Here is a 17,989-nt window from a genome sequence, read left to right on the forward strand (position 1 = left end):
TATTTCTCCATGAAGGTGTCTCAAGAAGAGCTAGTTGCCGTACTCGCCCAGTTCAATCCGTGGTGGCGGGGTGAGGCTATTGCCGATTTGCCCAATTGGCGACGGGCGGCCTTTCGGGAGTTTAATTCCTGGATGACTGCGCCACCTGCACCCAGAGCCGTCCTGCTCTCAGGAGCCCGTCAGATTGGCAAGACCACCCTAATGTTGCAGGCAGTCGATATGCTGCTTCGATCCGGCGTGCCCGCCGGTAGCATTCTCTATGCGACATTTGACCATCCCTTGCTGAAGCTGGCTGGGATAGACGCCGTTCTTGATGCTTGGCGTGCCCGTGAGCCGAAGGCGGATGGGTTGGAATACCTGTTCCTTGATGAAGCGCAGTTCATCCGAGATTGGGGGACATGGGTAAAGCACCAGGTCGATTTCCGCAAGGATCGCCGACTTGCCTTCACAGGGTCGGCCATGCCCTTGGTGGAAGCTGGTCAGGAGTCCGGTGTAGGTCGCTGGCATACCATCCGATTGACCACACTTTCGTTCTATGAATATTTGCAGATCAAGAACCTGTCACTGCCGCCACTTCCTCAGGTTAAAAGCCTCCGGGAGCTGTTTGACTGGAGCCAATCGGATTTTTACCGGGTAAGTGAGCTTGCTGGCGCTTACGTTGGCCATTTTCATGAGTACCTGGTGAGAGGAGGATTCCCGCAAACAGCTCAGGTTGAAAGCATCACGCAGGCTCAGCGCTTATTGCGTGAGGACATCATCGACAAGGTGCTCAAGCGGGATATGACCGCCTTGTTCGGGGTCCGCCGGGTGCTCGACCTGGAACATACCTTTTTATACCTGTGCATGCATGATGGCGGATTATTGGACATGGGCGACTTGTGCGCCAACCTGGAGGTCAAGCGTCCCACGGCGCAGAACTTCATTGAACTTCTGGAGGCGACGCACCTGATCTATCGACTACCGCCTTATGGTTACGGCAAGGATGTACTGCGAGCCCGCTTCAAGATCTATCTGGCGGATGCGGCAATTGCCCCGGCTGTAATGCTGAAAGGGAAGGCGATTCTGGAGGACGCTGCGGCGTTGGGGGTAGCGACCGAGACGGCTGTCTTCAAGCATCTTTTCGCACGGTACTACGCGCACAATGTGCGATTCACCTACTGGCGAGGGAAGAAGGAGAGGGAGGTTGACTTGGTTGCAGAGGTGAATGGAGAGGTCATTCCTTTTGAAGTCAAGTATCGCGCCCAGCATACTGGCGCGAGGGAACTAAAAGGCCTGATCGAACTGTGCGAGCAGAAACGGATTTCACGAGGTTACGTTGTGACGAAGTCGCTGGACGACTTCGGTTTGATGACGGGCATGCCGAAGGCTTCTTCTGAGGCCGATGGTGATATGCAGTCTGCTCAAATCATGCGCATTCCTGCACCTTTGTTGTGCTACTGGATGGGTGCGACTGAGCTTTCAGTTGATGAATAGAGAACGACCATACCTATGAGGGGCAGGCCATAGGCCTGCCCCTCATAGGTATGGTCTAAAAGAGCAGGATAGCACAGGAGGCAATAGACGAATGATAGGGGGCGGATTGAAGGGACGCATGTCTAGCACTGGTTGTATCATCATGAATGACGGTCTAGATGTGACGGTTGAGAAAAACTGCAAAGATAGGCATCTAAAGTGCTGACCTGGATACGAATTTCTAGTAATTTGTATGGCAATCAGTCAATTCACTTGACTGCCGAGAGCTATGTATGGGCATGGGGTACTGAGCCTGGCTTTAGCCCTCAATATGTCGTCTGTACTTCTAGCAAGCTTGCGAATAAGTAAAAGTAGATCAGTAGGGAAACGAATTGACTGAGCCACAAATAAATTCGACAGATTCTACCTCTCTGCCTTCAAGCGCCTGGGTGCGCTTCTTGCGCTCATACGGCCCTACTCCGAACAATGCAAACCTCTTTGATGAGTACGTCTCCAACGCACTTAAGCGGGCAAAAGTGCAGCCAATCACCTTGCCGAGTCCTATGTTGGAGGACATTAAGAAGAGATTAGCTGATGGGAAGCCTGGCTCTCTCTTGATCGCAGGGACAGCTGGTGACGGCAAGACATATCACTGCCGCAGCCTTTGGACTTTCCTGGGGGGGGAGCCACGAGATTGGTCGGAGAATTCAGCGATCAAGGAGTTAGAGCTTGTCGACGGCCGCCGAGCTGTTTTTGTCAAAGACTTGAGCGAACTGGACGACTCCCAAAGCGACAGAGCTTTGGGACTTCTTGAAAATTCAGTATTTGGTGGTGAAGACAAAACCTTTGTGGTGGTGGCGGCTAACCATGGACAGATACTAGAGAGATTGCGTGATTTGGGCTCCCGGCAGAGGCGAGTCCATCCATTGAGAAAGCCAATACAAGACGCATTTTTGCGCTCCGGAGAGGCCCTTGATCGGCTCGCCATCTTTGACTTAAGCCAAACTACACATCGTCATTCTCTAGAGAAAGTGTTGAGTGCGGTAGCACGACATCCTGAATGGGAGAACTGTGCCCAATGCCCACTTCAAGCTGAGGGCCGCACTTGTTCTATCTTGGAAAATAGGTCGCGTTTGCTGGGTATATCTGATAGCGGTAGGTTTGCTCGTCGCTTGGGTGATCTGGTTGAGATCTCTAGACTTAATGGCTGGCATCTACCTGTGCGTGACATGTTAGCTCTCGTCTCCAATATGATCCTTGGGCACAAAGACGCTAAAGAAGGCCTCATGGCCTGTGCAGATGTGGCGCGTATACAAGACGGGCAACTCACTGAGCAGGGAAGCCTCTATGACAATGTCTTTGGCTCGAACCTTTCTAGGCGACGAGCCATGGATCGGCCAGTATTCAAAGCCCTGTCTTTGTTCGGGATTGGCGATGAGACTACCAATGGTGCTGATGGCCTTTTGGTCTACGGCAACGACGATGTAAGACTTGGGGCCACCTTCGCCAAGCTAGTGGCAAATGATCAGATTTACGGAGGCACGTCAGCTTTTGTAGCGGCGCAGCGTCGTTACTTGGAAGGGGATGAGATCGCGCGTCTAGACAGTGGTGCGTCTGAATTCCTGAAGCGGTTGGAGTCTCAACGGCGCAGACTCTATTTCACACTTCCTGAGGAAGAGGTTGACTATAACTTTTGGGGAATGACTGCTTTTCGTTTTGCTGGTGATTACTTGGATGTGACAGCTGCGCTACGAGACAAGAAAGCTATCAACGAGGCTATTCGTGCACGTCTGGTACGCGGGCTTAACCGTGTCATGAGTGGTCTTCTAATCGAAAACAATGAAATGATATTCGTTGCTAGCTCTGGAGGTTTCACTCAGTCCAAGGTTAGTGTTTTGTGCGACACAGAGGTATCTGCAAGACGTAGCGGTGGGGTTGGAATGACCGTCAAAATTGATCCACTGACGGAGCGCCCCATGCTTGATGTCTCATTGGCGAGAGAGGCCGGCAATTCGGTGAGGTTCAGCTTAACACCAGTTCGCTTCGAGTTCCTGTGTCGTGTTGCTGAAGGTGCGCTGCCAGGTAGTTTCTCCAATGAGTGTTTGGAGGACATGTTAGCTTTCAAAGCCAAGCTCCTCAGGAAAGCGGAGCTTATAAGAGTGCAGAGCCTTGGTGATGAAGATGACGAACCAAGTACTGGAGACGACACGCTAACGCTTAAATTCATTGAGATTGAACAGGATGGTCACGGGTTCTCTCGCCCGGTGACAGTGAAGGTTAGCTCATGAGACCTAGGATTGATAACGTCGATTTCGCCGTAGATGAGCATATTTGGGGGCATCGTCTCTATGACGAGCAACTCCCACATCTGACGGTATTGGAGTTTCTAGGAGTATTGGGCTCCAACAGGGACACTCCTTTGGTCGCGGAACCAACCGATAAGGTACGTTATCGCCCTCAGCGACAAATCAGGCTGAGGGGATTGCTCTTCAATAATCCATACGTGGAGACAGTTCGGGAAAGGCCGATTCCTGACGAGGAGAAGTGGAGAGTCTGGAGTGAGCACTTTGCAAAGGGTGCGACAAAACTCGGCGACGAGGATATGGACTACCTCCGCCAAGTCTTTACCAAATTTGATGACTTTGCCAAGGCTATTGAATTACTTCGTTCCTCGTCTTTTGAGGCACGTAGCAACAAGCGTTGGAGCTCCAAGTTCGTTTTCCCTTTCGGTCCTGATGCGCTCTATGAGGATTTGCGGGTGGATTCCAACGGTGGCGCAACGAATGATCGGCGATTCTTTGCGCGTACTGGTGAGTTGCTGTACCTGATGCTTTGCCGTGCAACTCGGGGCCCAGAGCTTGGCCTAAAGCTGGTAGATCGTCTATTTGACAGACAGGCCCCGATGAATCGCCTTGTTAAAGCATTGCAAGGGGAGATACAGCTTGCAGAAAGTGCACGAGACGTTGGGTATTTGCCTTATGCGAAACACCCGCGCTTTGATCGCCTGTGTGATGACTGGCTGGCAATCTTATCTAGGGACATGCCGATTTATGATGCTTTGGAGCACTTGATCACAATTACGGGCCTTAACCAGCTTCTTTATTTCCTTGAATGTGCGAAGACGCAGTCAGGAGATGTGGAGCCTGTAGAGTTCGTTTGTGAGATCGTGTCCAAGGAGCGCACTAAGGTACGCGCACTCTCGGGAGACTCCTACCAATCTAACCAGGCTGCTTCTCTTAGAGCAGTGAAGGCTGCTGTTGAGGGTATCAGGCTTACGGACGAATGGGCGGATGCTCTCAAGTCGGATTACCCTGATTCCGAGTGCGCAAAATTAATGCACGCGGTTTTTCAATGGCCAACTGCCGATGAAGAGGATGATGGAGGAGTGGGCTCTACCTCCGGAGACGAACTCGTCCGAAAGCTTGTTGAAAAGGCTGAGTCTCGCCATGGACAACACATAGGGAAAATTCACGCCGCCTGGTCAAAAGCGATAGGTCTAAGTTCACGCAGGCTTGCAAGACGCACCCGCTACGCTCCCAACGACCGCCTCTTGAAGACGCTCGTGGTGACCATTGTCAATGATCGCATGCAGTTCGACGAGTTCCTACACGAGGTCCATGCCAGGTATGGCTTGGTGATTGGCGACGCTGAGGGCATCCGCTTGGTTCATGAAAAGCAAGTCGATCAGGAAGCATTGAGTGAAAACAGAGGAAGTCTTGAAACTCGCCTAGTAGGGCTCGGCCTTGTAAGGCGTCTGTCAGACTCATGCTCTTTTGTGGAGAATCCATTTAGCTCCGAGGGAGTGATGTAATGCTGACGGATCGCATTATTGGTCGTGTTGGTGCGGACATTTTGTCGCGCAGACTCGCTGACGCTCGCCAAGGTGACGGAAAGGTTTTGGACTCGGCAGCGCTCTTCCGCTTGGATAAGCTTTCTCCTGCTCAGAATGCAGCAATAGTACGGGAGATCCTCGCCAATCCTGAGTTATCTGCGAGAGTTGACTTACAAATTCCATCGGCCTTGGTTGAAGGCTTCGATCTTCCAAGCTTTGCCTTGACAGCCCTTAACGCAGGCGCGGTGCGAAACGCGGGTACCGATAAAGAAGCTCTGCTGACGGCTAATGGCAACGAGCATAACCTTGCAGACACGTTGGGGCATGTCACTGCCTTGGGAGCTAAAGAGCTGCGCTCTGATGAGTCGGCTTGGATGGAGGCCACATGCCATGTTGCCGGAATCGCTCCTACGCTAGATGACCGCCAGGTTTTCAAAGCAGCGCTTAGAGGGCTGATCGCAGCCACCGAGCTGTCGCTCATCCAGCTTGGGGAGTTTTGTTGGAAAGTCAGTGATGCAATCACCGTAAGAGGGCTACCTATTCGAGATGCGATCGGCTGGGCACTTCCCTTTGTAGGCCTCCCTCGTGATACCTCGTTTTTCGCAAACAGCAAAACCTATAACTCCTCATACACTCCATGGCGCAAAGCGTTTGAGATGCTCCTATCCAACCGCGCCCCCTTCCTGTCGAGGCTTAAGGTTAATGGCCAGCCACTCGATACGGAGGAGATGAAGGCTCGATTGGAGGAGCATGGCAATGACATCAAGGATAATGTCAGGCCTACACTGGAAGCCTTTATTAATGCTCCTCCAGGTGATGAGGCGACGGCTGCTGAGGTCGCCATGCTTGAGTGGGAGATGGACGGCGTTCATTACCTCTTCGATAAGCCTCGTGAAAAGCAGCAAGGTCTAGCTGAGTCGACTCTCCACTTCTTCGATCACGACTGTAAAGATCCTGACGTTCTGATTGATCAATGGCGCAAGCATCTTGAAGAGCTTAAAACGCGCGAGCGCCGATCAGACTTTCCCGAAGAAGAGGATGAGGTCTTTTTCGCACTCCATCGCCGCTATATAGAGGAGCAGCCAAAACTTCATAGTCGTTGGGAGAAGGTCATCTTTGGTAAGCCGATTGAGTGCCATGACTTTCTTGAAGGGTTCGTCAGCGTTACTCACAGCCTTGTTGTCAAGGCAGGCGAGTGCCAGGGCGAGCGTTTTCTTCGGCTAACCGTTAACAAGGGGCGGAAGGAGTGGCGTGAGCGCTTTAATTACGATGTTGGATCTTACTTTTCGGCAATGTACCGAGGCCTAAAGGAACTGATGGGCTCAAAGGTCGATTGGCGCGTCGAGAAGATGGGGACGGCCAACCTACCCGATCCCCTGTTCCGATATCCTGAGTTTTTTGCTCGCGAGTATGAAATTCGAAAGAAGAATATTAAGCCACAAACCTCACTTGCACGGGCTGCGGTCCAAATCAAATTTGAAGTTTCTCTTATTCAACGTGTCGACTCTAAAGAAACAGTGCTGGAAAAGACGCAGTTGGTCTGGAACTACCGTCCCGAGTCAATTGGTCTTTCACTTGCAGAAGACATGACAAGGCTTCAGGAGAAGGGGGGGGTTGCCTGTACCGAGGTTCCTCGGCGTGTAGTCAGCAAGAAGGGCGGCGTACAAAGTGTATCCCTACTGGATACCAGTACATTGGAGGCCATATATTCACGGGATGCTGGTTCTCTCGTGCCCCCGGCAAGTCGATTGCCCAGCATGCGGCACGACATCAAGAAGCGCATAAATGATCTAGCTGCGGAAGGGCGCTTGACCAGAGACCAGCGTGACGAGCTACGGACAGCATGGGATGCTTTTGAGGCGGATTATGGCCAAGCCATTCATGACTTCATTCACACGGGGTTACATGGAGAAGCGGTCCTGCGCCAGGCAGAGTCATTTGGTGCTCTTCTAAGAGCCTTGGCGACCCATGCCCGAGGGGATGTATGTCGCTCTAGACTGGTGTCTGAGGTTCTTTCAATTGGTACGGTTCGTGTTTCAGGAGATCAACCCTCGTTGATCATCCCGCCGTGGCATCCCGAGAGGATGAAAGCACTTGCTGTCAAAACACGTCGGGTGGCCGGACTTGTTACTCACATCCTGAACAACAATGCGCTGTTTGGGGATAGGGGTATTTTCTTTCGTGAGTTCTCGGAAGAGCTTGCGCATCCTTTCTACCCCGAAATCGCAACCATCCAACGCGGTGGCGTTCCTGTTTTGGTGTCCGAGAGTAGCACGGTCAACGGGTACAGCCTGCTGGAAAGACCTGTGCGTGATGATGAAGATGCGTTGACAGATGTCAGTCCGCTAGTGGCGTCCAAACAAGTTCGCGAGCTTTTAGAGCGCTATGTAGGATTACAGCCTCATGAAGCCAATAACTTGAGTGTTTTGCTCTACAACGCGGATGCGGCTGAACTGCCACTGTCAGTAGTGCGAGAGCTTGCCAACCTGCATGCCGAGACTGATGTGCAATGTAATGTGTCTGTAAGGCATCGTGACTCTGGGAAGCTGCGCCGAGTCTATGCAGAACTGGTGACCAAGGCAGGCGATGATCCTGATCTACCTGTGGTGAGCGAGACCTCGGAGAACTTTATCTCGAAGTTACGAATTTCGGTGATTCCCGCGTCTGCGACGCCCTCTCAAACCAAAGATGGCTTCAGGGCATTTGATGTTGCCTTCCTGCATGATGTGGTGTCTCGAACCGCCGGTGTGGAGTGGATACCTGTTGAATGGACCAATGAACGGCCGACCTTAGAGCATGCGCCATCGCGCTGGTCTTATCGAAATGTCTCGGGTGAGAACGAGCTCAAGTCGACTACTTTATTGACATGTCCTCGACAGACGGCTTCTGGGTGGGCCTATGTTGGGGCTGTGGCGTCCGTTGTGCGCCAGACGGATGCTCCACCTGGAACTTGCTTCTTGCCAGCAAGGCGAATTTCATTACAGAACGAAGCTCTCAAAGCCACCCTAGAAGATGCCCATTCCTTGGCAGAGTGGGTTGCCACCTATGACGAGCTACTTGATAAGCGCCAGCTTCAAGCCAATGGGGTGACGGTCGTTCGCTATCGGCGAGCCTCTACCAATGGCCGCAACATGATTGTGAGCTCTACCTCGGAGCTTCGGTTGCTGGGTGTATTGGCGAGACGTCGCCTTGGTGAGTTAGGACTGCCTTTTACGCCTGAAATGCTTGAGGATGTCGCTGGGCGTGTGAAGAAAGACGCCTTGTCCATTTCGGGCGATATTGTTTTGCGGGCGGCCAAGCGGGGGGTCTCTGCAGGTGAAATGATGGGGCTGGTGATGAGCCGCTATTTGCTTGATCACGAGTTCAAGCGGATTGTGGGCTCAGGCACGCGCCAATCGTTTAACGTCTACTTCCTTCTTGACGACTATGCGGATTGGTTGGCTCAGAAGGAGAGCCGTATTGCTGACATTTTGGGACTTTGTGTTGAAGAGCGCGAGGATGGTCTGACTCTGCATATTGCAGTGATCGAATCCAAGTATGTAACAGCTGCAGGAGCTGCTGATGCTAAGCGCTCTTCAAAGGCCCAGTTGTTGGCAACACTTTCGACCTTCCGAGCGGCACTCTTTGGTGATCCTGGGCATCTTGATCGGGATGTTTGGTTGTCGCGGCTTTCCGATTTGCTGATCGATGCGGACATTCCGCCTGGCTGCACGGACCTGCTCGAACGCGCCCGTACAAAGCTGCGGGAGGGAGAAGCGAATATCTCGCTGCGGGGATACTCACATGTCTTTATCCACTCGACCGACCCCACCGGAGGCTCCAGTGTATCCGAGCAAGTCCTGCTTGATGACGCTGATGATATTCAGGCGTGGCAAGAGGTCTTTGACCGGCATGAGCTGCGGAGTCTCGTTGAGGCGTATGCCGGCAAGGACGATCCTTCAGCTATTCGCGCCAGATTAGGACCTGAAGAGCCATGGCTGTCGATCATGGCTCGCCCTCCTGCCGCACGCATCGCTTGGACAGCGATGATGGAGTTGTTGGCGACAAATGGTGAGGCTCAGACTCTCCCCAGTGCTGGGGTAGGTGCTGCCCCTTTGGTTGAGGTTGTAGTAAGTACTCAGAAGATGCAGGCGACGTCTTTGGGAATAGATACAGGCGAGCCTTGTGCTCCTGCTGCACAAGAAATGGCGTTTATCCCTCAGCCAAGTGCTTCTTCCGGTACGCAGTTAGCGCAATTGATAGCCATGAGAGCTTCCGCGCAGTCCAGTTTGGTCGATGAGCGTGAAGCTTGGGCTGAAGAAACCACCAAAAAGCTCAAGTCCGCGCTGAATGGGTATGGGCTTCAGGCGGCAGTGTTAGGCACCCGTCTAACGCCCAATGGTTGTCTGATAAGGCTTGCGGGCTCTGACCGTTTGCGCATCGAGGATATCGAGGCCAAGCGAACTCAGCTTTTGACGACGCATGCAATCAACCTAGTGACGGTGCAGCCTAAGCCGGGTGAAATCGTGGTAACAATCGCTAGTTCTAAGCGCCAGTCGGTTTCACTGTGGGACTTGTGGGCTCGTCGTACCTTGAATCGAAATGCGGCAGGTATTAATACGTCATTTGTATTGGGGCTGCAGGAGGTCAATGGAGCGCTGCTATATCTCAACCTCGGGGGGGAGTTTGGTGGCTTGGCATCTCATGAGCCGCACTCGCTTGTTGCTGGGGCTACCGGTAGTGGGAAGTCGGTGCTCATTCAGGCAATTCTTCTCGATATCGCGGCGACCAACTCCAAGGAGTTAGCCCAAATTGTGCTGATCGATCCTAAGATGGGGGTCGATTACTCTGCCCTGGAAGATCTGCCGCACATGCGTGAGAAGATCGTGACGATGCGGGAGAGGGCGACAGAGGTTCTATCGAGCTTGGTTGAGGAAATGGAAAGCCGTTACCGGCTTTTTGCCTCTGTTCGAGCGCGGGATCTCACAACGTTTAATGCCAAATCGACTGCAGAGGCCCGTCTACCAATGCTCTTCTTGGTCCACGATGAGTTTGCTGATTGGATGCTTGAAGATGACTACAAGAGTGCGGTCAGCGCCGCAGTTCAGCGCTTGGGGGTAAAAGCGCGTGCTGCTGGTATACACTTAATATTCGCGGCGCAGCGTCCAGACAAAGATGTAATGCCGATGCAATTGCGTGAGAACCTAGGTAATCGATTGATCTTGAAGGTGGCAAGTGAAGCAACTTCGAAGATTGCTTTGGATCGCCCTGGCGCAGAGCTATTGCTGGGCAAAGGGCATCTCGCTGCAAAGCTCAATGGTGAGCAGGGTCTGGTTTTCGCACAGGCCCCATTCCTGTCTGATCAGGACATTGAGGTAGTCGTGGCGGCAATTTGTGCAGATAACAACTGAAGAGATTAGTACCGCATGTTCAGAGTCACCGTACGAACTGTTTTAGAGCGCGGCTCTGAGCTGATAAGCTCGGACATCATTGCATTTCACGAGCTAATCAAGAAAGGCTTCTACGCTCGTACGAAGTCTGGAGTTGAAATAAGGTTCGATATTCCACTCAAAGTGGGTCCACAGTGGTTCTGGTTACATTAGAGAATCCACAAGACTGCCCATGATTGGAGTTGCTTTTATTTTCTGACGGGATGCGAAGAAGCGTATCCATAGAGATCGCTCGCGCTTGGTTAGCGCAATAGGGAGAAACGTGCTTTGAGAATTAATTACTTGAGTGCAGATGGAGTCCTTGAAGTCGAGCAAGGCGCGATGCGTGAAATCGAGCGCCGGTTGCCAAAAGCTTGGCTTGGATTTGCGGCATTTCAGCTTGTTCAGCGGGGTTCTCCTGAGGCTCTCGATATTGATTTAGTTGTTCTAACGGAAAATCGAATCCTTGTCATTGAGCTCAAGAATTGGAGTGGCGATATTGAGTTCACGGGTGGTCAGTGGGTACACAAGGGCTGTCCACGTAAGTCGCCAGTGAAGGTAACTCAAAGGAAGGCACAGATACTCAAAGATGTGATTCGAGATAAGTATCCAAAACTGAAGGTGCCTTACGTTCAGCCAGTCGTAGTACTTTGCCATCCCCAATGCAGACTAAGGAGCTTCCCGCCTGAAGAGCTAGCATTTGTGCTGACGCTGGGGGATTTCTGCGATTCGGCATCGAGCCCCAATAAGTACAAGGCGCGTTTTCCGGATACGCCACCCAGGTTTTCCTATCCCTCAGCTAACCCATTGCCAGATAGACAGCATTACGAGGCCCTGTTCTCACTTCAGAATTCCCAAGTTTTGGAACGAAAGACAGTAATTTATGGGTTTCAGCAATCCTCAACATCGCCTGATTACGTCCATCCACGCAGCATTTGGAGTGAGTTTCGTGCTGAACATGTCGACAATCGTCGCTCTAAGGCACTGCTACGCAAGTGGGACTTCCAAGCGCTAGCTGGTGGGGGAACCTCTCCTGTTGAGCGGGCAACGATAGGGCTTCGTGAATTAAGGCTAAATGAAGCGCTTCGCGAGCAGTCTCCGGAACTACATGCGGACCTGCTCGAGCCGGTAGCATCAGCAATCGCGGATGATGTAACAACGAATTTTATCGAGGCCTACCGTCTGCCTGACAGGGTCGAGCGTCTGGAGGAGTTGCTTGCAAGGCGGCCTGACATGCCAGTAGATGAGCGGATTGCTTTGGCGAAGAGCATACTTTCGCGGTTTGCGAAATTGCATTTACTGGATATTTCCCATCGTGACATTACCAAGAAGACGCTTTGGGTCATTGAGCCTGCTCGGGTAATTCTTTCGTCATTCGCGGCTGCACGCGTTCCTGAAGCACGCACAGTGGGAGTGCATAGGGTTGAGCTTGAGACAGGGTCAATCTCTCTACCAGAGGATGCTGAAGGTGGTTCGACGCAAGCTGACCAGAATCCTTTTGTCCGTGACGTGTTCTTGCTCGGAGTGCTCGTATGCGAGTTGCTAGAACAGAGGGAGCTCAGCCGATTAGACGGTGTTCCACTGTTCGACGATGTGCTGTTAGCAGTTGCTGGCTTGCGGGATTGGTATCGACGAGCTATCGATTGGGATCCTGTCCGTCGATTCTCGACGGCCTCAGAGGCGCTTGACACATTCAATGCCGCGCTAGCGAAAGAGATAGGGCCGGTTGTCACTGCCGAAGAGATTTCGGCATTCAAAACAACGGCTAGTCCGCTAAATCTCCCTCAAATGGAAGAGCTTTCCTCCACCTCCGGGAAGCTTGTCTACATCTCCGAGCGAGATGGGATTAAGGTTCTTGTCAAATGTTGGCCAAGGTTGTGCTTCGACAGTAAGCACGCCGCGCGTAACTCACGGCTTCTCGGTTTTCTGCAGCAGGCACGCTCATTAAGACAGTCTGCTTTTGACGCTTCTCCAGAAATTCTTGACTTTGGAATGGGGCAGTTTGGGCTCATGCTTGTAACCCGCTGGGAAGATGGCGAGTCGCTTCAGGAGTGGCTGACAGTAGAGCAGCCACCGAGGCTAAGAGCGATAGTGGCCCTATCATTATTGAACGCAGTACGGCGACTTCACGCGTTAGGCTTAAGCCATGGCGACCTGAAGCCTGCAAACGTGGTGGTATGCCTGTCAATAGATGGTGAGCATCATGCAATGCTTCTGGATGTCCCTGATCTTAGTGCGGATGGAGACATTGGCATTACTATTGGCATACTTCCGCCGCATATCGAATCCGCTTCGCCCCAGCACCGCGATATGTTTGCGGTGACTCAACTAGTCTTGAGTCTCCTTGATGGAGTTGATTTTCCGAAGTCGACTCACGAAGCTGAGCAGGCCCTAATGCTGGGGGAGGCCATGCCTCCGGTTGATCTGCTTGCTGAAACGCTACAGGTAGAGTTGTTCCCGCAAATAGAGTTGAAGCCTAGCTATTTGGTGACCGTCAAGCGTCGCGGGCGAGAGAATGAGCCGCAGACTGAACTTGAGGGAGACAACGGTAGCTTTCCCGTCGGTTTAACAGTGGACAAATCGGGGAACACCATCTTCTTTTTGACAGGACTTCGGCAGCAGATAGTTATCAAGTATGCCCGAGAGTCAGATGAGATTTTGGATGTCCACGCCAAGCAAATAGGCCATGAGCAGTACGTGCTTGCAGCTCGACGAGCTGCCTTTCGCCTTTATGCAACAGTGCATATTGAGTTTGGTGCGGCAGCGGATGTATCCACTTTGGTGGATGTTCTATACGCAAGATATCTTGCTACACAACCAGACCATGATGAGGCTGGAGGGGCGGTTGTTGTCGATCCCTATGCCCAAAGTGAGGCTGAGATAGGTGCTGTCAGACCGCTTTCTACTACTGAGTTGTGGAGTGCCCTTGCAAGCACCGATGATCTGAATGCGACGGCAGTGACACTACGATCCGGCGGACACATGCTGTCAGATAGGAGTGGTCAGTGGCTCCTCCCGTTTGACTTGGATGGTGGTGTTCTTGATTTTTCAGAAGATGAGCGAATTGAGCTTCTTGAGCGTGGCTCAGATCCAATTGATGGCTCGGACCGCTGGTACAAGATTGGCATCGTTTCACCTGACATTGGAAAAGATGTCATGCGTGTCCAGGTTTCAAACTCTAGGTTCAACCCGGTAGCAGGTGACATGGTCTATTTAAGGGGAACTCTCGAACGTCATGCGTCGGGTCGACGTGTCGCGGCTATGCGTCGAGTTCTTGAGAATGGAGCCTTAATTCCAAAAATACCTGACTACTTTGATCCGTCGGTTGATATAGCACCTCGAATGACCAGAGTGCTAGACATTGGCTCGCTCTCGGAGTATTTGCTGAATCCGATGCAAGAAGAGGCGCTACGAACAACGATTGAGTTTGGTCCGATTTCGTTGCTGCAAGGCCCTCCAGGAACTGGAAAGACCAAGTTCATAGCCTCATTTGTGCACTTAGTGCTAAGTAAGGGCCTGGCTAGGAACGTACTCTTGGTGAGTCAATCTCATGAAGCCGTAAACAATGCTCTGGAGAAAGTGGCTGAGCTGGCAAGAACGAACAGTACGGATATCTCAATGGTTCGGGTCGGATTGGCATCAATGGTGTCTCCACGTCTGTGCTCAATTCAAGAGGACTCGAAGCGTCAACTCTATCGAGAAGCATTTGATGCGGAGTTGAAGGAGCGCGTAAAGGCGATTGGTTACGGCATGGGTCTTTCCCGGCCTTATGTTGACGAGGCCATTGAGTTGCATGTTAGTCTTGGCTCTGTGCTTGGCCGCATCGCTCGATTGCAGAGCGGGTCAGAAGTAGACGAGGCTGCAACCCAGACATCAAGCGTTCATGTTGAGCGTATGAAGGAAGTCTTTTGTTCTATCGCTCTTGGCAAGTTTGGGGTTGAGGTTGAGGTCAATGAAGATTTAACAATGTGGTTTGAGGGGCGGTTGACTGATCTTGCGCGCCTGCATGGACAACCTAGTCCAGATAAATGCAAGCGATTGGAGCAGATCATCAATCTATCATTTGAGTTCTCGAGTGTCCTCCGGAATCCCCGGTCAAATTTCACATCTTTTCTTGCCCGGAGTTCGAGTGTAGTTGCTGGGACTTGCGTTGGTATTGGTAAGCATGCCCTTGGCATTGTGGATCATGCTTACGACTGGGTTATTGTGGATGAAGCCGCAAGAGCATCTCCAATGGAGCTTGTTGTTGCCATGCAAGCGGGCAAACGGCTCCTTCTCGTAGGGGACCACTTGCAATTGCCGCCGACCTATCCCCGAGTAGTAGAGGAAAAGACGGCACAGTTGCTCGGAGTGTCGCGATTGGAATTCCGGCGGATGAACAACTTCCAGCGGGCATTTTCTTCAACATACGGACAGCAAGTTGGTCGAACACTACTCCTGCAGTACCGCATGGCGGAAAATATCAACTACGTGGTCTCAAACTGTTTCTACAAGGGGACATTGAAGGTTGCGCGTCAGCCCCCAGGACCAGAATATGAGAGCCTTCCTGACTACTTGTCGAAGCAAGTTGTTTGGATTGATACGGCTGACCAAGGAAGGGGTGGATTTCATGAGGCTGCAGGTACGCACGAAGGAGCGCTTATTAACGAGGCCGAAGCAAACGTAGTTTTGGCTGTGATTCGTGGCATTGCAAAGTCTCAGGTGTTTCTTCGCAGTGTACGGGAATCCGAGACATCTAAGCATATTCCTGTCGGCATCATCACTATGTATGCGGCTCAGCGAGATCTCATTCGGCGCAAGCTCGACCAGGCTGATTGGGCAACGGAAATTCGTGACCTGTTTACGATTGGGACAGTGGATAGCTATCAAGGTAAGGAGAACCGTATCATTATCTTATCGATGGTGAGAAATGATACCTCGCAGGCCATTGGATTCCTTGTTGACCCAGAACGTATCAATGTTGCCCTGTCTCGTGCAAAGGACAGACTCGTTATCATCAGTTCAACATCCATGTGGAGCTCTCGTCCAAAGGTGCCCATGGCATCAGTGCTACAACGGGTTCACGAACTGGTTAACAAAGGCGAAGCTCTCTTCGTCCCCTCACTTGATCTGAAGCGGAGTAATGCCGATGCGTGAGCGATTCAATACAGTTGCTGTCGCGATTCCAGCTCAGCAGTTCCTGATCCGCTGTCACGTCTCTGTAGAAAGGCAAGTTCCGGTCATGACAGAGTTTGCGGTCCGATTGCTTCACTTGGCGGGCTCTTTGGGGGTTGAATCACTCGGAGCATACTTCGGCCTCAAAGGCAAAGAAGTGAACGACCTCCTGGATTTGCTCCGTGTTGAAGGGCTTATCGAGGAGGTCGATGGAAAGTTGACTCTCACATCTTATGCAGAGGCTCGATTTGTGAGTTCTGGCGACGGGTTACCCAGATTTCATCGTATCGCTGAGCGCCAGAGCCGCCCGGTCTTTGAGCTCCTGACGTTCTCGCCAATTCCAAAAGTGCTTTCAGGTTCATATTGGGACAATACCCTGGATCTTGCATGGGATGCCTCAGGAGAGCGCAATAATCGAACTGTTGACCAAGCGCAAGAGGCGTTTCATCGCCACTTCCATGATATCGAACGCCAAGATCGCGATGATGAACAACGACGGGCCTTTGATGTCTATAAGATTGATGACATTACAGCTGGAAGGCGATTTAATATCCCTTTGCCGGTACATTTTGATGTGGATTTAGATGGCAATGTGGAGTTCGATATTGAGTCGCAACTTGCCCTTTTACCTGAAGAGCTACGCTCAACAGTTTATAAACTTACGGCTGAGAGAATAGCGCGTCAACCGCAGCATGCTGATCATTTTAGTGAATTTGTCAATGTCTTCAATGATGACGTATTGGCACGATATCTAGATGGCGTTCCTGATGCGCTACCAGTCTCCATGTCATCTACCCATGTCCTCCGCGAGGATACACCGCGCATAATGCGCAGATCAAACGCTAAGCGCCATTTCGTAGTTGCTAATCCACAATCAAGTGCCAAATTTGATTTTGCTTCCTATGTAAGGGAGGTTCACGGTAGTGCTAATGGCCTGGAGTACGATGCTGGCAAGAGTCGTGCGCTTTTAGGCGCGCTGTATATGCCAAAGAACCAAGAGCGGTTTGTGGAGCTCTTCAGACGCTCACTTCATCGATTTAAGGCGAATAGCTCCGCCTCAACAGTATTCCCCAAAGAGATGTTCTGGGTGGTTCCCGACTCTGACCTCTGGGGTAGAACAGAATCCCTTAGAAGTTTAATTGAGCAGTTGATGAACGTCACGGCGAAGGAATGGGGGGAGCCGATAGACCTTGTTGCGGTCTGTTCAGGTGCACAGTCGGAGCCAATGGAGCGTTTAAGATGGCGTGCGAACCTGCTACTAGATGCTGGTTTCAGTGACGTTCTGCTGGGACCGTCTTTAGCAACTTCTGGGCGCTTTGAAGTCTTGTTGCTTCCGGGAGTAGCTGCTACTGCACTTTATCACTGGAAGATACCAACCTCGGATGTGATTAGCGTTCCTCTAGGCTTCTATTCGGAGGAGGAGGACAAGCTAGGGAAGCTCCTCGTGTTTCTGAAGAAGGTATGCGAAATGAAACTACATCGCATCTTCAGAGGTTCAGGAAAGGATGGCGAGGACCGAAAACTGAAAGTGGAGGATGCGTCACCGACTGACTTTATGTACTTCAGTCAGTTTCTTAACAGTTCAGGAAAGTTTTCAGCGTGACAACAGAGCTTATATCTGTATATGAAAGCATTCAGTGCGTAAGATGACGCTGGCGGGTCCTACGCGCTGTTATGCTGCAAGGTGGGAAGGGGAAGATAGGTGTAAGCGTCCAGCCCTCCCTCCTTGCAGGGTCTTATCCGTCCTGTAAGCATGTTGCCACGCTGATCGAGTTCCGGCGCAAGGTCGCGGTGGTGCGTGACCATGCCACCGGACAGTACTGGGTAATCCCTTATGCGGCGATCAATCTGGAGGGTGCGGATGTGCGGATCCGGGAAAGCAGGATTGAGCCGTCATGAAGTAGCCGTCGGAGATACCGTGGTCACCTGGACAAGGAGCAACGGCAACGCCAGGGACGTTCATCCGCCTCAACGACAAGACGGTGATCCTGCAGTGTGATGAACAGAGCTGGCGGGTATCCTATGGGCTGGTACACCTGACCTGCCCCCGGGTGCTGGAGGCTCGCAAGAAGTAACACTCGGTAAGGCGGGAAGCCATGTGGTAGCGTTGGACGCTTACAGATAGGTAGTGGTATTGGACCCT

The 17,989-nt window shown here is 51.9% G+C and carries 6 protein-coding genes; all 6 read left to right on the top strand.

Features of this window, described 5'->3' with window-relative positions:
• Positions 1 to 9: 9 nt before the first annotated feature.
• Positions 10 to 1,473 (top strand): ATP-binding protein, encoded by a 1,464-nt coding sequence (locus EV700_RS07625; protein ID WP_130412377.1) that lies wholly within the window; start codon positions 10 to 12, stop codon positions 1,471 to 1,473.
• Between the two features lie 371 nt (positions 1,474 to 1,844).
• Entirely contained in the window at positions 1,845 to 3,740 is a 1,896-nt protein-coding gene (locus tag EV700_RS07630) for a hypothetical protein (protein WP_242610211.1), read from the top strand.
• Positions 3,737 to 5,263 (top strand): methylation-associated defense system protein MAD7 family protein, encoded by a 1,527-nt coding sequence (locus tag EV700_RS07635; RefSeq protein WP_130412379.1) that lies wholly within the window; start codon positions 3,737 to 3,739, stop codon positions 5,261 to 5,263. Before EV700_RS07630 ends, EV700_RS07635 begins: the two co-directional genes overlap by 4 nt.
• Positions 5,263 to 10,674 carry an FtsK/SpoIIIE domain-containing protein gene (locus EV700_RS07640; RefSeq protein WP_130412381.1) on the top strand — a complete coding sequence of 1,804 codons (5,412 nt, stop codon included), beginning with the start codon at positions 5,263 to 5,265 and terminating at the stop codon, positions 10,672 to 10,674. Before EV700_RS07635 ends, EV700_RS07640 begins: the two co-directional genes overlap by 1 nt.
• Positions 10,675 to 10,980: 306 nt before the next feature.
• A complete protein-coding gene (locus EV700_RS07645) occupies positions 10,981 to 15,828 on the top strand; it encodes an AAA domain-containing protein (RefSeq protein ID WP_130412383.1) in 4,848 nt (1,615 codons plus the stop codon).
• A complete protein-coding gene (locus EV700_RS07650; RefSeq protein WP_130412385.1) occupies positions 15,821 to 17,449 on the top strand; it encodes a hypothetical protein in 1,629 nt (542 codons plus the stop codon). Before EV700_RS07645 ends, EV700_RS07650 begins: the two co-directional genes overlap by 8 nt.
• Positions 17,450 to 17,989 lie beyond the last annotated feature (540 nt).

This window comes from Fluviicoccus keumensis, from assembly GCF_004217445.1.
Taxonomy (GTDB): domain Bacteria; phylum Pseudomonadota; class Gammaproteobacteria; order Pseudomonadales; family Moraxellaceae; genus Fluviicoccus; species Fluviicoccus keumensis.

Coding starts and splice junctions, on each gene's coding strand:
- EV700_RS07625 (WP_130412377.1), top strand. CDS start 10: ATGAAGGTGTCTCAAGAAGAGCTAGTTGCCGTACTCGCCCAGTTCAAT.
- EV700_RS07635 (WP_130412379.1), top strand. CDS start 3,737: ATGAGACCTAGGATTGATAACGTCGATTTCGCCGTAGATGAGCATATT.
- EV700_RS07640 (WP_130412381.1), top strand. CDS start 5,263: ATGCTGACGGATCGCATTATTGGTCGTGTTGGTGCGGACATTTTGTCG.
- EV700_RS07650 (WP_130412385.1), top strand. CDS start 15,821: ATGCGTGAGCGATTCAATACAGTTGCTGTCGCGATTCCAGCTCAGCAG.